The sequence below is a fragment of the Streptomyces sp. NPDC050842 genome, from assembly GCF_044456565.1.
Classification (GTDB): Bacteria; Actinomycetota; Actinomycetes; order Streptomycetales; family Streptomycetaceae; genus Streptomyces.
The window spans coordinates 52,252-74,838 of record NZ_JBITGA010000004.1 but is presented as its reverse complement, the minus strand read 5'-3'; the positions used below and the strand labels follow the sequence as shown (position 1 = coordinate 74,838).

16 protein-coding genes are annotated in these 22,587 nt (G+C 72.5%); 11 read left to right on the top strand and 5 right to left on the bottom strand.

Annotation, left to right across the window (positions count from 1 at the left end; all coding sequences use genetic code 11):
* The first annotated feature begins 31 nt into the window (after positions 1-31).
* Complete coding sequence (locus tag ACIBG6_RS13430; RefSeq protein WP_399222754.1) at positions 32-1,450, top strand: NAD(P)/FAD-dependent oxidoreductase; 1,419 nt, start codon at positions 32-34, stop codon at positions 1,448-1,450.
* A 32-nt stretch (positions 1,451-1,482) separates the two neighbouring features.
* On the opposite strand, the gene ACIBG6_RS13425 is transcribed toward ACIBG6_RS13430, so the two are convergent.
* Positions 1,483-3,840: an MMPL family transporter gene (locus tag ACIBG6_RS13425; protein WP_399222753.1), complete on the bottom strand. Its 2,358-nt coding sequence runs from the start codon at positions 3,838-3,840 to the stop codon at positions 1,483-1,485.
* Between the two features lie 242 nt (positions 3,841-4,082).
* On the opposite strand from ACIBG6_RS13425, the gene ACIBG6_RS13420 reads away from it, so the two are divergent.
* A complete protein-coding gene (locus ACIBG6_RS13420) occupies positions 4,083-4,562 on the top strand; it encodes a hypothetical protein (RefSeq protein WP_399222752.1) in 480 nt (159 codons plus the stop codon).
* Between the two features lie 167 nt (positions 4,563-4,729).
* Positions 4,730-6,475 carry a chitinase gene (locus ACIBG6_RS13415; protein ID WP_399223345.1) on the top strand — a complete coding sequence of 582 codons (1,746 nt, stop codon included), beginning with the start codon at positions 4,730-4,732 and terminating at the stop codon, positions 6,473-6,475.
* On the opposite strand, the gene ACIBG6_RS13410 is transcribed toward ACIBG6_RS13415, so the two are convergent.
* On the bottom strand, positions 6,411-7,175 hold the full coding sequence (locus tag ACIBG6_RS13410; protein WP_399222751.1) for a phosphatase PAP2 family protein: 765 nt from the start codon (positions 7,173-7,175) through the stop codon (positions 6,411-6,413). The two genes, ACIBG6_RS13415 and ACIBG6_RS13410, sit on opposite strands and share 65 nt — an antisense overlap.
* 124 nt (positions 7,176-7,299) lie before the next feature.
* On the bottom strand, positions 7,300-8,634 hold the full coding sequence (gene gabT / locus ACIBG6_RS13405) for a 4-aminobutyrate--2-oxoglutarate transaminase (protein WP_399222750.1): 1,335 nt from the start codon (positions 8,632-8,634) through the stop codon (positions 7,300-7,302).
* A 278-nt stretch (positions 8,635-8,912) separates the two neighbouring features.
* On the opposite strand from gabT, the gene ACIBG6_RS13400 reads away from it, so the two are divergent.
* Positions 8,913-11,468 (top strand): ATP/GTP-binding protein, encoded by a 2,556-nt coding sequence (locus ACIBG6_RS13400; protein WP_399222749.1) that lies wholly within the window; start codon positions 8,913-8,915, stop codon positions 11,466-11,468.
* Between the two features lie 83 nt (positions 11,469-11,551).
* Complete coding sequence (locus ACIBG6_RS13395) at positions 11,552-13,105, top strand: PucR family transcriptional regulator (RefSeq protein ID WP_399222748.1); 1,554 nt, start codon at positions 11,552-11,554, stop codon at positions 13,103-13,105.
* A 38-nt stretch (positions 13,106-13,143) separates the two neighbouring features.
* On the opposite strand, the gene ACIBG6_RS13390 is transcribed toward ACIBG6_RS13395, so the two are convergent.
* On the bottom strand, positions 13,144-13,338 hold the full coding sequence (locus ACIBG6_RS13390; RefSeq protein WP_399222747.1) for a hypothetical protein: 195 nt from the start codon (positions 13,336-13,338) through the stop codon (positions 13,144-13,146).
* Positions 13,339-13,502: 164 nt separating this feature from the next.
* On the opposite strand from ACIBG6_RS13390, the gene ACIBG6_RS13385 reads away from it, so the two are divergent.
* Both ACIBG6_RS13385 and ACIBG6_RS13380 read left to right on the top strand, forming a co-directional pair.
* The gene (locus tag ACIBG6_RS13385) at positions 13,503-14,507 is read left to right on the top strand and encodes an EamA family transporter (RefSeq protein ID WP_399222746.1); all 1,005 of its coding nucleotides are present in this window, start codon (positions 13,503-13,505) and stop codon (positions 14,505-14,507) included.
* A 194-nt stretch (positions 14,508-14,701) separates the two neighbouring features.
* Complete coding sequence (locus tag ACIBG6_RS13380) at positions 14,702-16,147, top strand: aldehyde dehydrogenase family protein (protein ID WP_399222745.1); 1,446 nt, start codon at positions 14,702-14,704, stop codon at positions 16,145-16,147.
* Positions 16,148-16,239: 92 nt separating this feature from the next.
* Here the strand turns inward: ACIBG6_RS13380 and ACIBG6_RS13375 are convergent, their stop codons facing one another.
* The gene (locus tag ACIBG6_RS13375) at positions 16,240-16,542 is read right to left on the bottom strand and encodes a putative quinol monooxygenase (protein WP_399222744.1); all 303 of its coding nucleotides are present in this window, start codon (positions 16,540-16,542) and stop codon (positions 16,240-16,242) included.
* A gap of 148 nt (positions 16,543-16,690) precedes the next feature.
* Between ACIBG6_RS13375 and ACIBG6_RS13370 the strand changes: the two genes are divergently transcribed.
* From ACIBG6_RS13370 to ACIBG6_RS13355, 4 genes are all read left to right on the top strand, one after another.
* Positions 16,691-18,613 (top strand): acyl-CoA dehydrogenase family protein, encoded by a 1,923-nt coding sequence (locus ACIBG6_RS13370; RefSeq protein ID WP_399222743.1) that lies wholly within the window; start codon positions 16,691-16,693, stop codon positions 18,611-18,613.
* Between the two features lie 92 nt (positions 18,614-18,705).
* Positions 18,706-19,941 (top strand): 3-phosphoshikimate 1-carboxyvinyltransferase, encoded by a 1,236-nt coding sequence (gene aroA, locus ACIBG6_RS13365; RefSeq protein WP_399222742.1) that lies wholly within the window; start codon positions 18,706-18,708, stop codon positions 19,939-19,941.
* Positions 19,942-19,975: 34 nt separating this feature from the next.
* Positions 19,976-21,226, top strand: coding sequence for a 1-deoxy-D-xylulose-5-phosphate reductoisomerase (dxr, locus tag ACIBG6_RS13360; RefSeq protein ID WP_399222741.1), 1,251 nt, complete (start codon positions 19,976-19,978; stop codon positions 21,224-21,226).
* On the top strand, positions 21,223-22,530 hold the full coding sequence (locus tag ACIBG6_RS13355) for a M50 family metallopeptidase (protein ID WP_399222740.1): 1,308 nt from the start codon (positions 21,223-21,225) through the stop codon (positions 22,528-22,530). Before dxr ends, ACIBG6_RS13355 begins: the two co-directional genes overlap by 4 nt.
* The last annotated feature ends 57 nt before the right edge of the window (positions 22,531-22,587 follow it).

Genomic DNA, 22,587 nt, shown 5'->3' with positions numbered 1-22,587 from the left:
GGCAGCTCAGGCACCGAAGGAGTTGGAAACCATGGCCCCAGTTGCCATGCGTCTCGCTGCACAATCTCTCTCCGACGCCCAGCCCGTCCCCTTCTGGCTGGAAGATCCCGGCAAGCCCGGAGCCCTGCCCGCCCTCACCGGCACCGAGAAGTGCGATCTCCTCGTCGTCGGCGGCGGCTACAGCGGACTGTGGACCGCGCTCCTCGCCAAGGAGCGCGAACCCTCCAGGGACGTCGTACTGATCGAAGGGCGCGAGGTGGGCTGGGCCGCCTCGGGCCGCAACGGAGGCTTCTGCGCCGCCTCCCTCACGCACGGCTTCGGCAACGGGCTCGCCCGCTGGCCGGGTGAGCTGCCGAAGCTGGAGGAGCTCGGCGAGCGGAACCTCGACGGGATCGAGGAGGCGGTCGCCCGCTACTCGCTGGACTGCGACTTCGAGCGCACCGGCGAGATCGACGTGGCCACCGAGCCGTACCAGGTCGAGGAACTCCACGAGGTGTACGAGGAGATCGAGCGCCTCGGTCTCGCGGACGGCCTCGAACTCCTCGACCGGGACGCCGTCCGGGCCGAGGTCGACTCGCCGACCTTCCTCGGCGGCCTCTGGGACCGCCGCGGCGTGGCCATGCTCAACCCGGCCAAGCTGGCCTGGGGCCTGAAGAAGGCGTGCCTCGACCTGGGCGTCCGGATCTTCGAGAACACCCCCGGCCTGGAGCTGGTCTCCGTCGGCGCCGGCATGGGCGTGCGCACGCCGTACGGCAGGGTCGTCGCCCGCCGGGTCGCGCTCGGCACCAACGTCTTCCCGTCGCTGGTCAAGCGGGTCCGGTCGTACACCGTCCCGGTGTACGACTACGCCCTCATGACCGAGCCGCTCAGCCCCGAGCAGCTCGCCTCCGTCGGCTGGAAGAACCGGCAGGGCCTGGGCGACTCCGCCAACCAGTTCCACTACTTCCGGATCACGGCCGACAACCGCATCCTGTGGGGCGGCTACGACGCGATCTACCCGTACGGCGGCAAGCTCGACGCCGAGATGGACCACCGCCCGGAGACCTACCTCAAGCTCGCCGAGCACTTCTTCCGCTGCTTCCCGCAGCTGGAGGGCCTGCGCTTCAGCCACGCCTGGGGCGGCGCGATCGACACCTGCTCGCGCTTCTCGGCCTTCTTCGGTACGGCGTACAAGGGCAAGGTCGCGTACGCGGCCGGGTTCACCGGCCTCGGCGTCGGCGCGACCCGCTTCGGCGGGGACGTCATGCTCGACCTGCTCGCCGGGGAGCGCACCGAGCGCACGGAGCTGGACATGGTCCGCTCGAAGCCGCTGCCGTTCCCGCCCGAGCCGATCGCCTGGGCCGGCATCGGCATCACCAAGTGGTCGATGGCCCGCGCCGACGAGAACGGCGGCCGGCGCAACGTGTGGCTGAAGACGATGGACAAGCTGGGTCTGGGCTTCGACAGCTAGTCACGGGTCGGTCGCTTCGGTACGGGGCGGGGTCACGGTGTCTTCCGTGGCCCCGCCTCGCCGTTCCCGCCCGCCGCGGCCATCTCGCCCTCGCCCTCCGTGTCGACGTGCGGCAGGATCCTGTCCAGCCAGCGGGGGGTCCACCAGGCCCACTTCCCGAGCAGGGTCATCACCGCGGGCACGAGCAGCAGCCGTGCGACCGTCGCGTCGATGAGCACGCTCGCGGCCAGACCGAGTCCCATCATCTTCACCACGATGCTGTCGTTGAGGATGAAGGCCGCGAAGACGCTCACCATGATCAGTGCCGCGCAGGTGATGACGCGCGCGGTGATCTCCAGGGCGTGGGCCACGCTCGCCTTCGCGTCGCCGGTGCGCAGCCACGCCTCGTGGACCCGGGACAGCAGGAAGATCTCGTAGTCCATGCTCAGGCCGAAGACGATGGCGAACATCATCATCGGCACGTAGCTCTCGATGGGCACGTCGCCGGAGACGCCGAGCGCCGGGCCGCCCCAGCCCCACTGGAAGACGGCGACGACGACGCCGTACGAGGCGGCGATGGACAGCAGGTTGAGCACCGCCGCCTTGGCGGCGACGATCGGGCCGCGGAAGACGACCAGGATGACGAGGAACGCCAGCGCGACGACCACGGCGATGATGAGCAGCAGCCGGCTGGAGACGATGTCGAGGAAGTCCACCTGCGCGGCGGTGGTGCCGGTGACGTACGTGGCCGCGGTGGTGCCGCCGACCGCCTGCGGGAGGACGTCGTCGGCCAGGTGGTTGGTCAGCGACGTGGTCTTCTCGTCCTGCGGGGCGGCGACCGAGTAGGCCGTGGCGATCAGGACGTCGCCGTCCGAGGTCGGCGTGAGCGGCGTGATCAGGGCGGCGTCGGGCACGCCGGTGAGCGCCTTCTGGGCCTGGCTCGCGAGCGCGGAGCGGTCGGCCGCGGGGACGGAGGTCTGGTCGATGACCAGCGTCAGGGGCCCGTTGGAGCCGGGTCCGAAGGCGGTGGACATCAGGTCGAAGGCGCGCCGGTCGGTGAAGGACTTCGGGTCCGCGCCGTCGCCGATGTGACCGAGCTGGATGGAGAACAGGGGGATGGCCAGCACGACGAGGACGACGACGCCCGAGGTCAGGAACCACCAGCGGCGGCGTTCCACGCGGAGGGCGTAGCGGTGCCAGGTGCCGTGCGCCTCGCCGGTCGTTCCGTTCCCGGTCGACCCGTCGCCGGTCGTTCCGTCGCCGGTCGTCTCGTCGGTCTCGGCGACGGGAGCGCGCAGATGCAGCCGGTCGATGTGGCGGCCGATGAGCCCGAGCATCGCCGGAACGAGCGTGAGGGCTCCGGCGACGGCGGTGACGACGGTGGAGGTCGCGGCCAGGCCGAGCAGTCCGATGAAGCTCAGTCCGGAGACCCACAGTCCGCCGAGGGCGATGACGACGGTGCAGCCCGAGACGAGGACGGCCCGCCCGCTGGTCGCGGTGGCGAGGCCGGCCGCCTCGACCGGATCCCGGCCGTTCATCAGCAGCTGCCGGTGCCGGGTGATCAGGAAGAGCGCGTAGTCGATGCCGACGCCGATGCCGATCATCGTGGCCAGGGTGGGGGAGACGGTCGCGAAGTTCCACACCGCGGCGAGCAGGCCGAGGATCGCGAGGCCGCAGACGGCCGCCACCAGGGCGGTGACCAGGGGCAGCACGGCGGCGATCAGGCTGCCGAAGCCGATGATCAGCACGATGATCGCGACGCCGAACCCGATCGCCTCGCTCGTCCGGTCGTCCGCCTCGGGCCGGGCCAGTTCGCCCAGCGACCCGCCGTACTCGACCTGGACCCCGGCGGCGCGCAGGGGCTCCACGGCGCTGTCCACACCGGTCAGGTAGTCGTCGCCGAGGGTGCCGGGCTGGACGTCGAAACGGACGGTGATGTAGCCGGTCTTCCCGTCGGTGGACAGCGGGCCGACGTTCGGGGTGCCCGGGGGAGGGGAGGGCGGCGGGGTGCCGGAAGCCGGCAGCGGGCTCGTGGCGTTCAGGACGTGCGGGAGCTTCTTCAGCGAGTCCACGGCGGACGAGACCTGATCGCCGACGTCGGTCAGCGGCTTCGCGCCGTCGTAAAGCACCACCTGGGCGCTGTAGCCGCCGGCGGCGGGCTCGTGCGCACGCAGGACGTCGAGCCCCTCCTGGGACTGGGTGCCGGGCAGCGAGTAGTTGTCGGAGTACTCGCCTCCGTACGCGTGGTTCAGCCCCACCAGGGCGCCGAGCGCCACGACCCAGGCGACGAGCACGACGACGAAGTGGCGGGCCGACCACTCGCCGAGACGCCGCAGCAGCCCCTTCCCGGAGCGACGCGCGCCGCCCGGCGCCGGAGCTCCGGCACCACCCGACGACTGTGGATACGGCATGGGTACTCCCGTGGCGAGGCGGCGCGTGGGCGGTGCGAGGAGGCGGGCGAAGGCCCATACGAACACGGGGGGAGGGACGCGCGAGGGAGGCCGTCGACCCGGCCCGGCGCCGTCCACCCGATCGGACCTTCGCCATGTGACCCAGATCACTGCCTACTGATGACCCGAAGTCGCGTAAGAGAAGACGTCGACCCCGCTCTCTCCGGGTGGACACCGTGTCCTTACGGAAGGAGACCGTTGCGATGACTGGTACGGGGGCCACAGGCGCCAGGAGTGCCGTGGAGTGGCTGGCATCGGTGGCGCCGGATCCCGACGCCTGCCGGTGGGAATGGGAGCGCAACCCCCACGGGGTCGCGCTGCTGCCCGCCGGCAGGCGCTGGGACGTCCTGATCCTGCCGGGGGAGCTCGGCTATCCCACCCTCGACGTGCTGAGTCGCCTGGTGGACCGGCCGGGGCCGGTCCTCGCCGACTTCGGCGACGCCCGGATCGGCTTCTTCGTCCCGCCGGGCACCGCCGCCCGCTGGCTCGGCACCGGGGTGCGCAGCGTGGGCGCCGGCGCCTGGATCGTCGTCCCGTACCCGGGGCGGGTGACCGGTGGTGTCCGCTGGCTGGTGGCGCCGGACGGGATGGGCACCCTCAACGACACCTCGCTCCTGGAGCTGGCGATGCACGAGGCGGCGGGCCAACTGGCCAGGGGTGACGGGGGAACGTCCGGCGTCTGACGCGAGTCGCGGGCAAGTCCCCCACGAGGCAGAGGTCTTGACCACTTGATTGGTCTGGACCATGCTGTGGCGCGCCCACCTCGATTCCCCCACCCCCGGAGGCAGTTGTGGACCGCACCAGACCCCTCACCCTGCTGTTGGCGGGCGCCCTCGCCGCCGGCGGACTCATGGCACTCACCCCCGCGGCCGCCCTGGCCGCCGACGCCGAACTCGCCCGCAACGGCGGCTTCGAGGCCGGCCTCGACGGCTGGAACTGCACGGCGGGCAGCGGCGCCGTCGTCTCGTCGCCCGTACACGGCGGGACGAAGGCGCTCCAGGCCACCCCGGCCGGCAGCGACAACGCCAAGTGCTCCCAGACCGTCACCGTCAAGCCCAACTCCTCGTACGAGCTGAGCGGCTGGGTCCGCGGCAGTTACGTCTACCTCGGCGCCTCCGGCACCGGCACCACCGACGTCTCCACCTGGACGGGCTCGGCCCCCGACTGGCAGCGGCTCGCGACCAGGTTCACGACGGGCGCCTCGACCACCTCGGTGACGATCTACACCCACGGCTGGTACGGCACCCCCGCCTACCAGGCCGACGACCTCTCGCTCTTCGGCCCCGGCGGGGACCCGGTCCAGCTCCCGGCCGCTCCCACCGGACTCGCCGCGGGCTCCCCGACGTCCACCACGGTGCCGCTGACCTGGAGCGCGGTCTCCGGCGCCACCTCGTACAACGTCTACCGGGGCACCACGAAGATCCAGACGGTCACCGGCACCTCGGCCACCGCGACCGGGCTCACGGCCTCCACCCCGTACACCTTCCAGGTCGCCGCGGTGAACAGCGCGGGCGAGTCCCCGAAGTCGGCCGCCGTCACCGCCACGACGACCAGCGGCGGCGGGGGCGGCAACCCCGGCCTGCCCGCGCACGCCCTCGTCGGCTACCTGCACGCCAGCTTCGCCAACGGCTCCGGCTACACCCGCATGGCCGACGTCCCCGACTCCTGGGACGTCATCAACCTCGCCTTCGGCGAACCCACCTCGGTGACCTCGGGCGACATCCGCTTCTCCCTCTGCCCCGCCACCGAATGCCCGAACGTCGAATCCGTCGCGGACTTCAAGGCGGCGATCAAGGCCAAGCAGGCCGCGGGCAAGAAGGTCCTCATCTCCATCGGCGGCCAGAACGGCCAGGTCCAGCTCTCCACCACCGCCGCCCGCGACACCTTCGTCTCCTCCGTCTCGAAGATCATCGACGAGTACGGCCTCGACGGCCTCGACATCGACTTCGAGGGCCACTCCCTCTCGCTCCAGACCGGCGACACCGACTTCCGGAGCCCGACGAGCCCGGTCATCGTCAACCTGATCCAGGCGGTCAAGACCCTCAAGGCCAAGTACGGCCCCGGCTTCGTCCTGACGATGGCCCCGGAGACCTTCTTCGTCCAGCTCGGCTACCAGTACTACGGCTCCGGCCCCTGGGGCGGCCAGGACCCGCGCGCGGGCGCCTACCTCCCGGTCATCCACGCCCTGCGCGACGACCTCACCCTGCTGCACGTCCAGGACTACAACTCGGGCTCCATCATGGGCCTGGACAACCAGTACCACTCGATGGGCGGCGCCGACTTCCACATCGCCATGACCGACATGCTGCTCACCGGCTTCCCGGTCGCGGGCAACAGCGAGCGCTTCTTCCCGGCCCTCCGCCCCGAACAGGTGGCCATCGGCCTCCCGGCCTCCACCCAGGCGGGCAACGGCCACACGGCACCGGCCGAGGTGAACAAGGCCCTCAACTGCCTGACGAGGAAGACGGACTGCGGCACCTACCAGACCCACGGCACCTGGCCGGCGCTGCGCGGCCTGATGACCTGGTCGATCAACTGGGACCGCTACAACCAGTGGGCGTTCTCGAAGAACTTCGATTCGTACACGTGGAGCTGACCGCCAGGATCAGCACCCCCAGGCACAGACTGGCCAGCACGTCCAGGGGCCAGTGGTAGCCGCGCAGGATCAGCCCGGTCCCCGTCACCGCCGTCAGCACGGCGGCGACGGGGATCAGCCGGTTCGAGACGAGGAAGGCGGCGCCGAAGTAGGCGACCATCGCGGTGGCCGTGTGGCCGGAGGGGTAGTAGCCCTGAGCCCACGGCTCCAGCGGGCCGGGCCTGGCCGTCCACTCCTTCAGCGGAATCACCAGGAGCGGTACGAGGACCATCGCGAGCCCCGCGTACAGGGCGGCGATCCGGCGGCCGCGCCACACCGCGTACGCCATCGCGCAGGCGAGGACCGGCAGGGCGACCGTCATGTTGCCGAGGTCGGAGGCGAGTTCGCTCAGGGAGCGGGGGACCGAGTCCACCAGCGAGCGGGACACCCGCTCGTCGAGCCTGGCCAAGGGGCCGTGGACGAGCACCTGCCAGGTCACGACGACGAGGGCGACGAGCGCCGAGAAGAGAGCCGGCCGCCCTGGAACAGGGGGGGTGGTTCCAGGGCGGCCGAGGGGATCGGGCTGCCGCGCGCCCCGGGGGGTGTGGGGCGGGCGGCCATCCGATCGGTGAGGAGTCCCGGAGCACGAGGCTCCAGCGGTGTGCGCCGAGGCGCGGTGTGGGCGGGGCTGGGGAGGCTCCGCCCGGGGTGTTTCTCTCATCTGCAGAAACCGTACGCCAGAGAAGAGGGGGCCGACAGCGGGAAGGGCATCCCGCCATCGGCCCCCCACAGAGTCTTCACACCGTGTGTGAGAACACCGTGTGTGAGAACAGGGTCCGTTCGACTCAGATCTGGGCGAACGCGTTCTCGATGACGTCGAGGCCCTCGTTGAGCAGGTCCTCGCCGATGACCAGCGGAGGCAGGAAGCGCAGCACGTTGCCGTAGGTGCCACAGGTCAGGACCAGCACGCCCTCGGCGTGGCAGGCCTTCGCCAGGGCGCCCGCGGCCTCCGCGAACGGCTCCTTGGTCGCCGGGTCCTTGACGAGCTCGATGGCGACCATGGCGCCGCGGCCGCGGATGTCGCCGATGATCGGGAACTTCTCCTGCATGGCGGTGAGGCGGGCCTTCATGACCTCCTCGATGCGCTTCGCCTTGCCGTTGAGGTCGAGCTCCTTCATCGTCTCGATGGAGCCGAGCGCACCGGCGCAGGCGACCGGGTTGCCACCGTAGGTGCCGCCCAGACCGCCACCGTGGACGGAGTCCATGATCTCGGCGCGACCGGTGACGGCGGCGAGCGGCAGACCGCCCGCGATGCCCTTGGCGGTGGTGATGAGGTCCGGGACGATGCCCTCGTCCTCACACGCGAACCACTGGCCCGTGCGGCAGAAGCCGGACTGGATCTCGTCGGCGACGAAGACGATGCCGTTGTCGTTGGCGAACTTCACGATCGCCGGCAGGAAGCCCTTGGCCGGCTCGATGAAGCCGCCCTCGCCGAGGACCGGCTCGATGATGATCGCGGCGACGTTGTCGGCGCCGATCTGCTTGCTGATCTGGTCGATCGCCTGGGCGGCGGCCTCGGGGCCGCAGTTCTCGGCACCGGTGAGCCAGCGGTAGCCGTAGGCCACCGGCACGCGGTAGACCTCGGGGGCGAACGGACCGAAGCCCTGCTTGTACGGCATGTTCTTCGACGTGAGCGCCATCGTGAGGTTCGTACGGCCGTGGTAGCCGTGGTCGAAGACGACGACGGCCTGGCGCTTGGTGTACGAGCGGGCGATCTTCACCGCGTTCTCGACGGCCTCGGCGCCCGAGTTGAAGAGCGCGGACTTCTTGGCGTGGTCGCCCGGGGTCAGCTCGGCGAGCGCCTCGCAGACCTCCACGTAACCCTCGTACGGCGTCACCATGAAACAGGTGTGGGTGAAGTCCTGGAGCTGCGCGGCGGCGCGGCGGACGACGGCCTCGGCGGAGGCGCCGACGGAGGTCACGGCGATGCCGGAGCCGAAGTCGATCAGGCGATTGCCGTCGACGTCCTCGATGATGCCGCCACCGGCCCGCTTCGTGAAGACGGGGAGCGTGGAGCCGACGCCACCGGCGACCGTGTCGAGACGGCGGGCCTGAAGCTCCAGCGACTTCGGACCGGGGATGGCGGTGACGACGCGCCGCTCCTGCGGGACAGCGTTCATGCGGGGCTCCTGGGGGTGTTCTGGACGCACTTGCGGGTTTCCTCCGCAGGCTAGGCGCGGGGGAGGGGGTGCGGCATGCGCCGATCGGGAGTGATCGCGGGTGTGCCGTTGTCCGGGATGGACATGGCGGCTCCGTTTCCACCTCCAAGGGTGACCGTTTCCGCCACTCGGCGGCGATCGCCCGTACGGGTGGGCGAAACCCCTCCGGGGCGCTCCCGGCCCACTAGATTGACGAGGGCACAGACGCGGCGACCCGGCAGGTCAGGGGGCAGGGGTACATGGAGACCGACGGCACGTACGAGTCACGCGACACCAGGGGAGGCGCGGTACCTCGCCCGGCGGGACCGCCGACGGGTGTTCCGGCCCACCAGGTGCCCTCGACGGCCCCGCAGGCCGCCCGGACGCCCCCGCAGGTCCCCCCGACACCCCCGGCCTACGAGGTTCGCCCCGCCGCCCCCGCGTATCCGGCCGCGCCGCCGGACCCCGCCCCGACGGCGGGCCCCGGCAACGTCCCGGCCCCGCCGAGCGTCCCGCCCTCGCCGTCCCGGGCTCCCGGGGCCACGGGAGTGCCGGGCTCCTCGCCCGTCGTCGAGTGGCTCGACGCCCCGCGCCCCAAGGCCGGACTCGGCATCTGGCGTTTCCGGCACGTGCCGCCGCCCGAGGTGCCCGCGCGGCTCGCACCGGTCACCTTCGTCGGGATGCTGATCCCCGTGGCCATCGGGCTGGTCGTCTGGTCGGCCTGGCGGAACAACACCCTCCCGTACGCGGACGTCCTGCTGCGGACCCTCACCCCGAACGACTGGTGGTATCCCCTCACCACCTCACCGAAGGACTGGGAGGGCGTCGCGGCGCACAGCGTCTTCGACGGCGCCCTCTTCCTCGCGCTCGTGTGGGGCATCGGCGCCCTCGGCTCCTGGGGCAAGGTCACCCGCCACTATCTGGGCCGGTGCCTCCCGCCCGTACGCGCCGCGCTCGCGGGGACCGGGGCCCTGATCGTCCTGGGGTTCGTCTTCTCCGAGAACCTCGGCCTCGGGTGGCCCCCGCTGCCCCTCGTCGACCCGGTCGCCTGCCTCGCCGCCCTGGTCACGGGCGGCTGGGACGTCCCCAAGTCACCGTTCTTCGTCTACCCCATGCGCGCGCTGATCACGGTCGCGGTCGTCTGGCCGTTCGCCCGCGTCGGCGAGTGGCCGAGCCTCTTCCGCCAATGGCGCGCCCGGTCCGCCCCCGGCGGAGCCCCGGCTCCCACCGTCCCGGCCCGCCCCGAAATCCCCCGCTCCCAATGGCCCGAGCTCAGGGGCGCGGGCCAGCACCGCGTCGCCGACCTGCTCGCCGGCGAACTGGTCACCGGGCGGATGAACGACGTCGACTGCGCACGGGTCCGCCGCGGCTGGCGGAACACCGACCAGGACGCCAAACGCCGCACCGCCCTCCTCGACGCCCTCCTCCGGCAGGGCGCCGCGGCGGACGCGCACCCGTCGGGCGACCGTGACCTGCCTAGCCGCTCGGCTCGCCACGACCTGCTCCTGGGGCAGGTCCGGGTGGGCCGCTGGGCGGCTGCCGAGCGCACCCCGCGCGCCTACCACGGCGCCGGTCTCGCGCTCGATCCCGGGCTCCTCGGCACCTCCCTCCTCGCCGTGGGCCCCTCCGGCGCGGGCAAGACCCGCTCACTCGTCGCGCCCGTCGTCGAGTCGCTCACCCTCCAGGCGCTCACCGGAGCCGTCGCCGTCGTCGCCGTCGGCGCTGCCGGGGCGCCGCTCGGCCCCGACGAGGCGTACGACGTCGTGGTCCGCGTCGGAGACCCCTCTTCCCGGTACGACCTGGACCTGTACGCGGGGGCCACCGACCCGGACGAGGCCGCCGGCTTCCTCGCCGAAGGGCTCGTCGGCGACATGGAAGGCGTGGAGACCCGGCGGGCCGCCACGGTGCTCGCCCAGCTCATCGGCCCCTACCGGGCCGCGTACGGGCGCTTCCCGACCGTCCCGGTCCTGCGGGAACTGCTCGAAGCCCGCCCCGAGGTCCTGGGCGCGCTGCTCGACCTGCTGCCGGCCGACGGAGCGCAGGCGATGCGCCGTGAGCTGGAGTCCCGGATGCGTCAGGTCGGCACCGCGACCGACGTGGGCCCCGTGCTCGCCGACCGGCTCACCGCCCTCGACCGGCCCGTCTTCGCGGAGTTCTTCGGCGGCGGCCGCGACGTGCGGCCGTTCTCCCTCCGGGCCGTCGCCCAGCACCCGATGCGCGTGCGGGTCATCCTGCCGGAAGGCGGCCACGAGGAAGCCGCGCGCCTGCTCAACCGGCTGCTGCTCGCCCAGTTCCAGCAGGTGACCCGGGACCGTGCCGGGAGCGGGCACTTCGCCTGCCTGGTGCTCGACGACGCGGCGGGCGCGCTCACGCCGGGGACCGTGCGGGCCCTCCAGCGGCTGCGCCCGCAGAACGCGGGCGTCGTCCTGGCCCTCCGCACCCTCGCGGAGGTGCCCGAGGCGCTGCACGGGCCGCTCCTCGCCGGAGTCGGCTGCCGGATGGCCTTCGCCGGGCTCCCCACCTGGGACGGCCGCGCCTTCGCCGAGGCGTGGGGTACCGAACGGGTGGAGACGACCGAGGTGGCCCACCACACGGTCTTCGCCGACCAGCCGATGACCCGGGCGTTCCACGCCCTGCGCAAGCTGGTGACGGGCAAGGCCGTGACCACCGAGGCCGTCACCGTCCGGGAAGTGGAGCGGCAGCGGTGGTCCGCGTCCGATCTCGCTCATGCCGTGCCCCCCGGGCACGCCGTCCTCTCCCTCACCCATGTGCGCGGCGAACACACCCCACCGCTCCTCGTCGAGCTCCGCGGCTGAGCGGGGCCGTATACGCCCTGGCACAATCGGGGGCGCCGCTCGGCTGAGCGGCGCCCCCTCGCCCAAAGGTCCGACGGTCCCCAATGCCGCCCACCCTCGCCTCGCTCGTGCAGCACTCCGCCCTCAAGCTGGTCGTCCGCGCGGGTGAGGACCGCCTCGGCACCCCCGTCCGCTGGGCCCACGTCAGCGAGCTGGCCGACCCGGTCCCGTACATGGAGGGCGGCGAGCTCCTGCTCACCACCGCGCTCACGCTGGACGCGGAGGACCTGGAGGCGATGCGCCGGTACGTGCGGCGGCTGCTCGGCGCGGGTGTCGTCGGGCTCGGGTTCGCCGTCGGCGTCAACTACGAGGCGATCCCGGCGGCCCTCCTCGAAGCGGCGCGCGAGGAGCACCTGCCGCTCCTGGAGGTGCCGCGCAGGACCCCGTTCCTGGCGATCAGCAAGGCGGTCTCGGCGGCCATCTCCGCCGACCAGTACCGCGCCGTCACGGCGGGCTTCGAGGCCCAGCGCGAACTGACCCGCGCCGCGCTCGCCGAAGGCCCGGAAGCCGTTGTCGCCCGGCTCGCCGCGCACGTCGACGGCTGGGCCGCGCTGTACGACACCTCCGGCACGGTCGTCGCCGTCTCGCCCGAGTGGGCCGCCCGCCGGGCCGCCCGGCTCACCCCCGACGTGGAACGGCTGCGCGACCGGCCCGCTCCCGCGAGCGCCGTGGTGGGCGGTACGGACGACCGCGTCGAGCTCCAGTCGCTCGGGACCGGGCGGCGCGTGCGGGGCGCGCTCGCGGTCGGCACGGGCGCGCCCCTCGGGACGGCCGAGCGGTACGCGGTGCACTCGGCGATCGCCCTGCTCACCCTCACGACGGAACGTTCACGCTCGCTTCAGGCCGCGGAGCACCGGCTCGGCGCGGCCGTCCTGCGGATGCTGCTCTCGGGGCAGCCGGACCACGCCCGCGCGGTCGCGGGGGACGTGTACGGCGGGCTGCTCGACGCCCCCTTCCGGCTGATCGTCGCCGAGCCCGCCGGGGGCGAGCCGGCCGGGGAGGCCCCGCTGCCTGCCCTCGCCGAGACCCTGGAGACGGCCGCGGCCCGGGCCGGCGAGGCGGTGCTCACGGTCCCGGAGAGCGAGGGGCGGCTCGTCGTCCTCGCCGGGGACGGGGGCGCCGTCGTAGCCGAGTGCCACGGGTACACGGAGCGGGAGGCGGAGGAGGCCGGGGTCGTCGTCGGGCTCTCGGCCCCGGCCGGTCCGGTCGCCGCGGCAGCCGCGTACAAGCAGGCGGAGCAGGCGCTCGCCGTCGCCCGGCGGCGGGGCCGCGCGCTCGTCGAGCACGAGGAGCTGGCCGCCGGTTCGGTGCTGCCGCTCCTCGCCGACGACGCCGTCCGCGCCTTCGCCGACGGCATGCTCCGCGCGCTGCGAGAGCACGACGCGACGGGCCGCGGCGACCTGGTCGCCTCGCTGCGCGCGTGGCTCTCCCGGCACGGCCAGTGGGACGCGGCGGCGGCGGATCTGGGCGTCCACCGGCACACCCTGCGCTACCGGATGCGGCGCGTGGAGGAGATCCTGGGCCGCTCGCTGGACGACGCGGACGTCCGGATGGAGCTGTGGCTCGCGCTGAAGGCGACGGGCGAGGACACGCCCTGAGTCCTGAGTCCTGAGGGCGGTGCCCCCGTACGCCCCCGCTACTCGCCGATGGCGCCGCTGTCGCCCTGCTGCTTACGGCTCCGCCGCTGCTGGTCGCGGACCACCTCGCCGCCGAGCAGGGTCGCCGTGGCCACCGCGCGGACCCAGCGCGGGCCGCCCCGCGACGCCCACACCACGCAGACGCACCCTCCGACGGCGAGCACCAGGACGCCGATCAGGACCATCAGGATCATGTTCTTCCCCCATGCGCTCATTCGCTGTCGCGGTCGGGGCCATCCTGTCACCCTCGTACCGAGGGGCCCCTTACCCCGCTTCAGTCGTCCGGATTCCGGTTTCCCTGCCCGAAGGCGGGCAAATTTCTTGGCCTTCACCTCCCGGACTCCTTACTCTCCCGTACATGACAAGCCCCGCCGTCGATCCGGCCCCCGAGGTGCAGCAGACCACCACCCCCGAACCCCGTACGACCACGACCACGACCACGACCAAGCCCACGACCACCGCCACCGCCCGGGCCCGCCGGATCACCGGCGCCGTATGGGCCGCGCTCGGCATCGTGTACGTCGTCTGGGGCTCGACCTACCTCGGCATCCGGATCGTCGTGGAGACCGTGCCGCCCTTCCTCTCCGGCGGCGCCCGCTTCGTCACCGCCGGACTGCTCCTGACCGGGATCATCGCCTGGCGGCAGGGCCCCGCCGCCCTCAAGGTGACCCGCCGGCAGCTCGCCTCGGCCGTCCTCGTCGGCCTGCTCCTCATCCTCGGCGGCAATGGCCTCGTCGTCCTCGCCGAGACCTCCATCCCGTCCGGCCTCGCCGCGCTCCTCATCGCCGTCGTCCCCGCCTGGGTCGTCGTCCTCAAGGCCGTCTCCGGCGACCGGCCGACCCTCGGCGGCACCGCCGGCGTGCTCCTCGGCCTGGCCGGCCTCGCCGTCCTGACCCTCCCCGGACTCAGCGGCGACGTGCGGATCGGCGGCGTCCTCCTCGTCGTCGCCGCGACCCTCTGCTGGTCCGTGGGCTCCTTCTCCTCCTCGCGCCTGCCGATGCCGGCCAACCCCTTCACCGCCAGCGCGTACGAGATGATCGCCGGCGGTCTCGCGGGCCTCGCCGTCGGCCTGATCCGCGGCGAGCAGCACGGCTTCGACGTCTCCGAGGTCTCCACCCGCTCGTGGGTCGCCCTCGCCTATCTGGTCGTCTTCGGCTCGCTGATCGCCTTCACCGCGTACGCCTGGCTCCTCCAGGCCGCCCCGATCTCCCTGGTCGCCACCTACGCGTACGTCAATCCCGTGGTCGCCGTCGCCCTCGGCGCCCTCGTCCTGAACGAGACGCTCACCTGGCCGCTCCTCCTCGGCGGCGCGATCGTCGTGGCCGGCGTCTGGCTGATCGTCTCGACCGAACGACGCAGGTGAGGCGGGCCGGGGCGAGGAAGGGGCCGGGGGAGGGCGGGCTCGGATGAGGACGGGGCGGGAGAGTTCTTCGGCCGAACCGGACAGAGCCTTCACCCCACTACTCCATAGCGGACAAGCCCGCGCCCGCCGCCCCGGCCCTACCGTGTGAGGAGAGCGATCGCTCGCACCACCGAAACGGAAAGGGCCGGGACGCAATGACGACCACCCACGCCTTCTGGCTCGCCGGCCGCGAGGCCACCGGCGAGGCCACCTTCGACGTCACGAACTCCTTCGACGGACGTCTGGTCGGCAAGGTCAGCGTGCCCACCGAGGCCCAGGTCGAGGAGGCCGTCGCCGCCGCGCACGCCGTCGTCGACGAGTTCGCCGCGACCCCGGCGCACGTCCGCGCCGCCGCCCTCGACCACGTGTCGAAGCGGCTCGCCGAGCGCACCGAGGAGATCGCCCTCCTGATCTCCGCCGAGAACGGCAAGCCCATCAAGTGGGCCCGCGGCGAGGTCGGCCGCGCCGTCTCCGTCTTCCGTTTCGCCGCCGAGGAGGCCCGCCGCTGGAACGCCGGCGAGGCCCAGCGCCTGGACACCGAGGCCGGCGGCGCGGGCCGCCTCGCCCTCACCCGCCGTATCCCCAAGGGCGTCGTCCTCGGCATCGCGCCGTTCAACTTCCCGCTGAACCTCAGCGCCCACAAGGTCGCCCCGGCCATCGCCGTCGGCGCCCCGATCATCCTCAAGCCGGCTCCGTCGACCCCGATCTCCTCCCTGATCCTGGGCGAGATCCTGGCCGAGACCGAGCTGCCGGCCGGCTCCTGGTCGATCCTGACCGTGCCGAACGACCGCATGCCCGCCCTCGTCAAGGACGAGCGCCTCCCGGTCATCTCCTTCACCGGCTCGGACAAGGTCGGCTACGCCATCCAGGAGTCGGTGCCGCACAAGCACTGCACCCTGGAGCTCGGCGGCAACGCCGCGGCCGTCGTCCTGCCCGACTGGTCCTCCGAGGCCGACCTGGACTGGGCGGCGAGCCGTATCGCCACCTTCTCCAACTACCAGGGCGGCCAGTCCTGCATCTCCGTGCAGCGCGTGATCGCCGACGCCTCGGTCTACGACCGCCTGGTGCCGAAGATCGTCGCCGCCGTCGAGGCCCAGGTCACCGGTGACCCGTCCGACGCCGCCACCGACGTCGGCCCGCTGGTCGACGAGGCCGCCGCGCAGCGCGTCGAGTCCTGGGTCGACGAGGCCGTCGCCGCGGGCGCCAAGCTCCTCACCGGCGGCAAGCGCGAGGGCGCCACCTACGCCCCGACCGTCCTCACCGACATCCCGGCCGACGCCACCCTGGCCCGCGCCGAGGTCTTCGGCCCGGTCCTCACGATCGCCAAGGTCGACGGCGAGGCCGAGGCCTTCGCCGCGGTCAACGACTCCGACTTCGGCCTGCAGGCGGGCGTCTTCACCCGCGACCTGCAGACCGCCTTCCGCGCCCACCGCGCGCTCGAGGTCGGCGGTGTGATCGTCGGCGACGTCCCCTCCTACCGCGCCGACCAGATGCCGTACGGCGGCGCCAAGCGCTCCGGCGTCGGCCGCGAGGGCGTCAAGTTCGCGATGGACGACTACACGTACGAGCGCGTCCTGGTCCTGACGGGCCTCGCGCTCTGAGCCGTACAGCCCTGTAGGCCGTACATCACGAGGCCAGGCGGCCCGAGCCCACTGTGCGGGGGCTCGGGCCGTCTTTCGTCATGCCGCTCTCGTCATGCCACGGGCGCGTCGACGAGGCGGACGACCTCGGCGGGCTGCGCACGGAAGGCCTTGTTCGCCGCGTCCGCCGCCGCCATGTGCGGGGCGACGTCGTGCGCGGCGAGCGCCTCGGCCGAGGCCCAGCGCTCGATCAGGACGAAGCGGTCGGGGTCGTCGGCCACCCGGTGGAGGTCGTACCGCAGACAGCCTTCCTCCGCCCGTACGAGCGGGGCGAGCGCCGCGAAGGCGGCGACCTGTTCCGCGCCCCTGCCGGGCAGGGTGGCGATGTGGACGATGAGCTTGATCGGCTGCGACATGCCGGGGACCCTACGCGGCGTCACGTCCCGGCCGCCCGGTCGTCTCGCCAGGAGGACGCGGCACTCGCGCGACGCGCGATCGCTCCCGCTCGTCTTTCCGAACCCGCGGAAATCGGGTACGACGGACAGACAGCCCGAGGAGGTGTCCATGTCCGCCCCCACCCAGCGGCCCAAGGTCACGGCACACGAAGCCCGGCAGACCGCCGAGGCCGCCCGCGAGCAGGACTGGCACAAGCCGAGCTTCGCCAAGGAACTCTTCCTCGGCCGGTTCCGCCTGGACCTCATCCACCCCCACCCGCTCCCCGCCGACGAGGACGTCCGGCGCGGGGAGGCCTTCCTCGCGACCCTCCGGACGTTCTGCGAGACCCGGATCGACGGCGCCCGCATCGAGCGCGAGGCCCGCATTCCCGACGAGACGATCACCGGACTCAAGGAGATCGGCGCGCTCGGGATGAAGATCGACCCGGCGTACGGCGGTCTCGGCCTCACCCAGCTGTACTACAACCGCGCCCTGGCCCTCGTCGGCTCCGCGAGCCCCGCCGTCGGCGCCCTGCTCTCCGCGCACCAGTCGATCGGCGTACCGCAGCCGCTGAAACTCTTCGGCACGCAGGCCCAGAAGGACGCCTTCCTGCCCCGCCTCGCCCGTACGGACCTCTCCGCCTTCCTTCTCACCGAGCCCGACGTCGGCTCCGACCCGGCCCGCCTCGCCACCACCGCCGTGCCGGAGGACGACACGTACGTCCTCGACGGGGTGAAGCTGTGGACCACCAATGGCGTCGTCGCCGACCTGCTGGTCGTCATGGCCCGCGTGCCCGCCTCCGAGGGGCACCGCGGCGGCATCACCGCCTTCGTCGTCGAGGCCGACTCGCCCGGCATCACCGTCGAGCACCGCAACGCCTTCATGGGCCTGCGCGGCCTGGAGAACGGCCTCACCCGCTTCCACCGCGTCCGCGTCCCGGCCGGCAACCGCATCGGCCCCGAGGGCAGCGGTCTCAAGATCGCCCTCACCACCCTCAACACCGGCCGCCTCTCGCTCCCCGCCGCGTGCGCGGGCGCCGGCAAGTGGTGCCTGAAGATCGCCCGCGAATGGTCCGGGGTCCGCGAGCAGTGGGGCGGGCCCGTCGCCCGCCACGAGGCCGTCGGCACCAAGATCTCCTTCATCGCGGCCACCACCTTCGCCCTGGAGGCCGTCGTCGACCTCGCCTCGCAGCTGGCCGACGAGGACCGCAACGACATCCGCATCGAGGCCGCCCTCGCCAAGCTGTACGCCTCCGAGATGGCCTGGCTGATCGCCGACGAACTGGTCCAGATCCGCGGCGGCCGCGGCTACGAGACCGCCGACTCCCTCGCCGCCCGCGGCGAGCGCGCCGTCCCCGCCGAGCAGGTCCTGCGTGACCTGCGCATCAACCGGATCTTCGAGGGCTCGACCGAGATCATGCACCTGCTGATCGCCCGCGAGGCCGTCGACGCCCACCTCTCCGTCGCCGGCGACCTCATCGACCCCGACGCGTCGCTCGCCGACAAGGCGCGGGCCGGCGCCCGGGCCGGCGGCTTCTACGCCCGCTGGCTGCCGGGACTCATCGCCGGCGCGGGGCAACTGCCCGGTGCGTACGGGGAGTTCCGCGACCTCGCCGGTCACCTCCGGTACGTCGAGCGGACCTCCCGCAAGCTCGCCCGCTCGACGTTCTACGCGATGTCCCGCTGGCAGGGCCGCATGGAGCTCAAGCAGGCCTTCCTCGGGCGGATCGTCGACATCGGCGCCGAACTCTTCGCGATGAGCGCCGCCTGCGTACGGGCCGAACTCCTCCGCACCACCGGCGACCACGGCCGGGAGGCGCACGAGCTCGCGGACACCTTCTGCCGCCAGTCCCGGCTGCGGACCGAGGAACTCTTCGGCCGCCTCTGGTCCAACACCGACGACCTCGACCGGCGGATCGTCGAGGGCGTCCTCGACGGCCGGTACACCTGGCTGGAGGCCGGCATCGTCGACCCCGGCGACGACGGCCCGTGGATCGCGGACGCCACCCCGGGGCCGTCGACGGAGGAGAACGTCCACCGCAGGATCCCCTGAGGCGCCCGCCCGCCGACCGCCCGGTGACCGCCCCCGTTCCGCCATGCGGAACGCGGGGCCGCCCGCCCCGCCCACACGGCAGGATGACGCCCGTGACCGTCATCGACATCCCCGGCTCCAAGTCCGTCACCGCCCGCGCGCTCTTCCTCGCCGCCGCCGCGGAGGGCACCACCACCCTCCTCGGGCCGCTCGTCTCCGACGACACCGAGGGCTTCGCCGAAGGCCTCGCCGCCCTCGGCTACGAGGTCCGCCGCGAGCCCGGTGCCTGGCACATCGAGGGCCGTCCCGACGGCCCCGGCGCGGACACGGCCGAGGTCTACTGCCGCGACGGCGCCACCACCGCCCGCTTCCTGCCCACCCTCGTCGCCGCGGGCCGCGGCACGTACCGCTTCGACGCCTCGGCCCAGATGCGAGGCCGTCCTCTCGGACCCTTGTCGACGGCTCTGCGTACTCTCGGTGTCGATCTGCGGCACCTGGAGAAGGAGGGCCACCACCCGCTCGCCGTCCACGCCCACGGTGTGAAGGGCGGCGCGCTCACCCTCGACGCCGGGCAGTCCTCCCAGTACCTGACGGCCCTGCTCATGCTGGGCCCGCTCACCGCCGAGGGCCTCGACATCACCGTCACCGACCTGGTCTCGGAGCCGTACGTCGAGATCACCCTCGCGATGATGCGCGCCTTCGGGGCCGAGATCGCCCAGGACGGCCGTACGTACCGGGTCGCCCCCACCGGCTACCGGGCGAGGACGTACGGCATCGAGCCCGACGCCTCCACGGCCAGCTACTTCTTCGCCGCGGCCGCCCTCGAACCGGGCCGCTCCGTCACCGTCCCCGGCCTCGGCACCGGCGCCCTCCAGGGCGACCTGGCCTTCGTCGACGTCCTGCGCCGCATGGGCGCCGACGTCGAGATCACCGGCACCGGCACGACCGTCCGCTCCACCGGCACCCTGCGCGGACTCACCGTCAACATGCGGGACATCTCCGACACCATGCCGACCCTCGCCGCGATCGCGCCCTTCGCCGACGGCCCCGTCCGCATCGAGGACGTCGCCAACACCCGGGTCAAGGAGTGCGACCGCCTCGACGCCTGCGCCGAGAACCTGCGCCGCCTCGGCATCACCGTCCGCACCGGCCCCGACTGGATCGAGATCCACCCCGGCACCCCCGCCGGACCCGTCGAGATCGCCACCCACGGCGACCACCGGATCGTCATGTCCTTCGCCGTCACCGCCCTGCGCACCCCCGGGATCACCTTCGACGACCCCGGCTGTGTGAAGAAGACGTTCCCCGACTTCCACCGGGTCTTCGACGCGTTTGTCCACACCCCGTGAAGTCCGCACAGCGTTTGCGGCAAGAATGGGGGGCATGAGCGACCGCCCCTCTCCTCTCGCCGATCCCCATATCGCCTTCGACGTGTCCGAAGGACGCCGGGACATCGTCGTCCTCGGCTCGACCGGGTCCATCGGCACCCAGGCCATCGACCTGGTGCTGCGCAACCCCGACCGCTTCCGGGTCACCGCCCTGGCCGCCTCCGGCGGCCGGGTCGCCCTGCTCGCGGAGCAGGCGCACCGGCTGAAGGTCGCCGCGGTCGCGGTCGCCCGTGAGGAGGTGCTGCCCGCGCTGCGCGAGGCGCTGAAGGCGCTGTACGGCTCCGAGCCGCTGCCGGAGCTCCTGGCCGGGCCGGACGCGGCCACCCAGCTGGCCGCCTCCCCGTGCCACACCGTGCTCAACGGCATCACCGGCTCCATCGGCCTCGCGCCCACGCTCGCCGCCCTCGAAGCCGGCCGCACGCTCGCCCTCGCCAACAAGGAGTCGCTGATCGTCGGCGGCCCGCTGGTCAAGGCGCTCGCGAAGCCGGGGCAGATCATCCCGGTCGACTCCGAGCACGCGGCCCTCTTCCAGGCGCTCGCCGCCGGCACCCGCGCCGACGTCCGCAAGCTGGTCGTCACGGCCTCCGGCGGCCCCTTCCGCGGCCGTACGCGCGAGCAGCTGGCCGACGTCACCCGCGAGGACGCGCTGGCCCACCCGACCTGGGCCATGGGCCCGGTGATCACGGTGAACAGCGCCACCCTGGTGAACAAGGGCCTGGAGGTCATCGAGGCGCACCTGCTGTACGACATCCCCTTCGACCGCATCGAGGTCGTCGTGCACCCCCAGTCGTACGTCCACTCGATGGTGGAGTTCACGGACGGCTCCACGCTCGCGCAGGCGACCCCGCCCGACATGCGCGGCCCCATCGCCATCGGCATCGGCTGGCCCGAGCGCGTCCCGGACGCGGCCCCGGCCTTCGACTGGACCAAGGCCTCCACCTGGGAGTTCTTCCCGCTCGACACGGAGGCCTTCCCGTCGGTCGGCCTCGCCCGGCACGTCGGCGAACTGGGCGGCACGGCCCCCGCCGTCTTCAACGCGGCGAACGAGGAGTGCGTCGAGGCGTTTCTCGCCGGGCGGCTGCCGTTCAACGGCATCATGGATACGGTCACAGCGGTCGTCGCGGAGCACGGCGTTCCCGGTACGGGAACCTCCCTCACCGTCCCGGACGTCCTCGAAGCGGAGACCTGGGCACGGGCCCGGGCCCGTGAGCTGGCGGCGAAGGCAACGGCGGAGGCGCGCGCATGACCGAAGTGCTCTTGTACACGCTGGGCATCGTGCTGTTCGCCCTCGGCCTCCTCGTCTCCATCGCGTGGCACGAGCTGGGCCACCTCTCCACCGCCAAGCTCTTCGGCATCCGCGTGCCCCAGTACATGGTCGGCTTCGGCCCCACGATCTGGTCGAAGAAGCGCGGCGAGACCGAGTACGGCATCAAGGCCATCCCCGCCGGCGGCTACATCCGCATGATCGGGATGTTCCCGCCGGGCGAGGACGGCAAGATCGAGGCCCGCTCCACCTCGCCCTGGCGCTCGATGATCGAGGACGCCCGCGAGGCCTCCTACGAGGAGCTGAAGCCCGGCGACGAGTCCCGGCTCTTCTACACGCGCAAGCCCTGGAAGCGCGTGATCGTGATGTTCGCCGGACCGTTCATGAACCTGGTCCTGGCGGCGGCGCTGTTCTTCGGCTCGATGATGACGCTGGGCATCGAGGGCCAGACGACCAAGGTCGCCGGCGTCCAGAAGTGCGTCATCAAGCAGAGCGAGAACCGCGAGAAGTGCGCTGCCAGTGACCCCGTCTCCCCGGCCTTCCGGGCGGGCCTGAAGGAGGGCGACCAGATCGTCGCCTTCAACGGCGCGCCGGTGGGGGACTGGGACACGCTCTCGGACCGCATCCGCGACACCATCGGCGCGGCGACGATCACCGTCGAGCGGGACGGGCAGCGCGTCGACCTGCACCCGACGCTCGTCTCCAACAAGGTGCCGAAGAAGGACGAGGACGGTCAGGTCGTCCAGCCGCTCCAGTACATCGACGCCGGTTACCTCGGCTTCGCCTCGAAGACCGAGGTCGCCGCCCTCAGCTTCGGCGAGACCACCGAACGGATGTCCGACCTCCTGGAGAACGGCGTCGAGTCGGTCATCGCCCTCCCCGGCAAGATCCCCGGCCTCTGGGACGCCACCTTCGGCGACGGAGAGCGCGCCAAGGACTCCCCGGTCGGCGTCGTCGGCGCCGCGCGGCTCACCGGTGAACTCATGAACGTCGAGGCGCCGCCGACGACGATCCTCGTGATGTTCATGAACCTCCTGGTGTTCTTCAACGTCTCGTTGTTCCTGTTCAACATGCTTCCGCTGCTGCCGCTCGACGGCGGCCACATCGCGGGCGCGCTGTGGGAGTCCGTACGCCGCCACACGGCCCGGATCTTCAAGCGACCCGACCCGGGCCCGTTCGACGTGGCCAAACTGATGCCCGCCGCGTACGTGGTGGCCGGTGTCTTCGTCTGTTTCACGCTGCTCGTCCTCGCCGCCGACATCGTCAACCCGGTGAGACTGACGTAGCGCCCGTCCCTGGGGGCCCGACCCGCTGGTGTCGGGCCCCCGCCCCCGGGGCGGTAA

What these genes read in the sequence shown, in the direction of transcription:
- ACIBG6_RS13380 (WP_399222745.1), top strand. Translation starts at nt 14,702, where the DNA reads ATGACGACCACCCACGCCTTCTGGCTCGCCGGCCGCGAGGCCACCGGC.
- ACIBG6_RS13355 (WP_399222740.1), top strand. Translation starts at nt 21,223, where the DNA reads ATGACCGAAGTGCTCTTGTACACGCTGGGCATCGTGCTGTTCGCCCTC.
- gabT (WP_399222750.1), bottom strand. Translation starts at nt 8,634, where the DNA reads ATGAACGCTGTCCCGCAGGAGCGGCGCGTCGTCACCGCCATCCCCGGT.
- ACIBG6_RS13390 (WP_399222747.1), bottom strand. Translation starts at nt 13,338, where the DNA reads ATGATCCTGATGGTCCTGATCGGCGTCCTGGTGCTCGCCGTCGGAGGG.
- ACIBG6_RS13400 (WP_399222749.1), top strand. Translation starts at nt 8,913, where the DNA reads ATGGAGACCGACGGCACGTACGAGTCACGCGACACCAGGGGAGGCGCG.
- dxr (WP_399222741.1), top strand. Translation starts at nt 19,976, where the DNA reads ATGAGCGACCGCCCCTCTCCTCTCGCCGATCCCCATATCGCCTTCGAC.
- ACIBG6_RS13370 (WP_399222743.1), top strand. Translation starts at nt 16,691, where the DNA reads ATGTCCGCCCCCACCCAGCGGCCCAAGGTCACGGCACACGAAGCCCGG.
- ACIBG6_RS13425 (WP_399222753.1), bottom strand. Translation starts at nt 3,840, where the DNA reads ATGCCGTATCCACAGTCGTCGGGTGGTGCCGGAGCTCCGGCGCCGGGC.
- ACIBG6_RS13410 (WP_399222751.1), bottom strand. Translation starts at nt 7,175, where the DNA reads ATGAGAGAAACACCCCGGGCGGAGCCTCCCCAGCCCCGCCCACACCGC.
- ACIBG6_RS13375 (WP_399222744.1), bottom strand. Translation starts at nt 16,542, where the DNA reads ATGTCGCAGCCGATCAAGCTCATCGTCCACATCGCCACCCTGCCCGGC.
- ACIBG6_RS13385 (WP_399222746.1), top strand. Translation starts at nt 13,503, where the DNA reads ATGACAAGCCCCGCCGTCGATCCGGCCCCCGAGGTGCAGCAGACCACC.
- ACIBG6_RS13415 (WP_399223345.1), top strand. Translation starts at nt 4,730, where the DNA reads ATGGCACTCACCCCCGCGGCCGCCCTGGCCGCCGACGCCGAACTCGCC.
- ACIBG6_RS13420 (WP_399222752.1), top strand. Translation starts at nt 4,083, where the DNA reads ATGACTGGTACGGGGGCCACAGGCGCCAGGAGTGCCGTGGAGTGGCTG.
- ACIBG6_RS13395 (WP_399222748.1), top strand. Translation starts at nt 11,552, where the DNA reads ATGCCGCCCACCCTCGCCTCGCTCGTGCAGCACTCCGCCCTCAAGCTG.
- ACIBG6_RS13430 (WP_399222754.1), top strand. Translation starts at nt 32, where the DNA reads ATGGCCCCAGTTGCCATGCGTCTCGCTGCACAATCTCTCTCCGACGCC.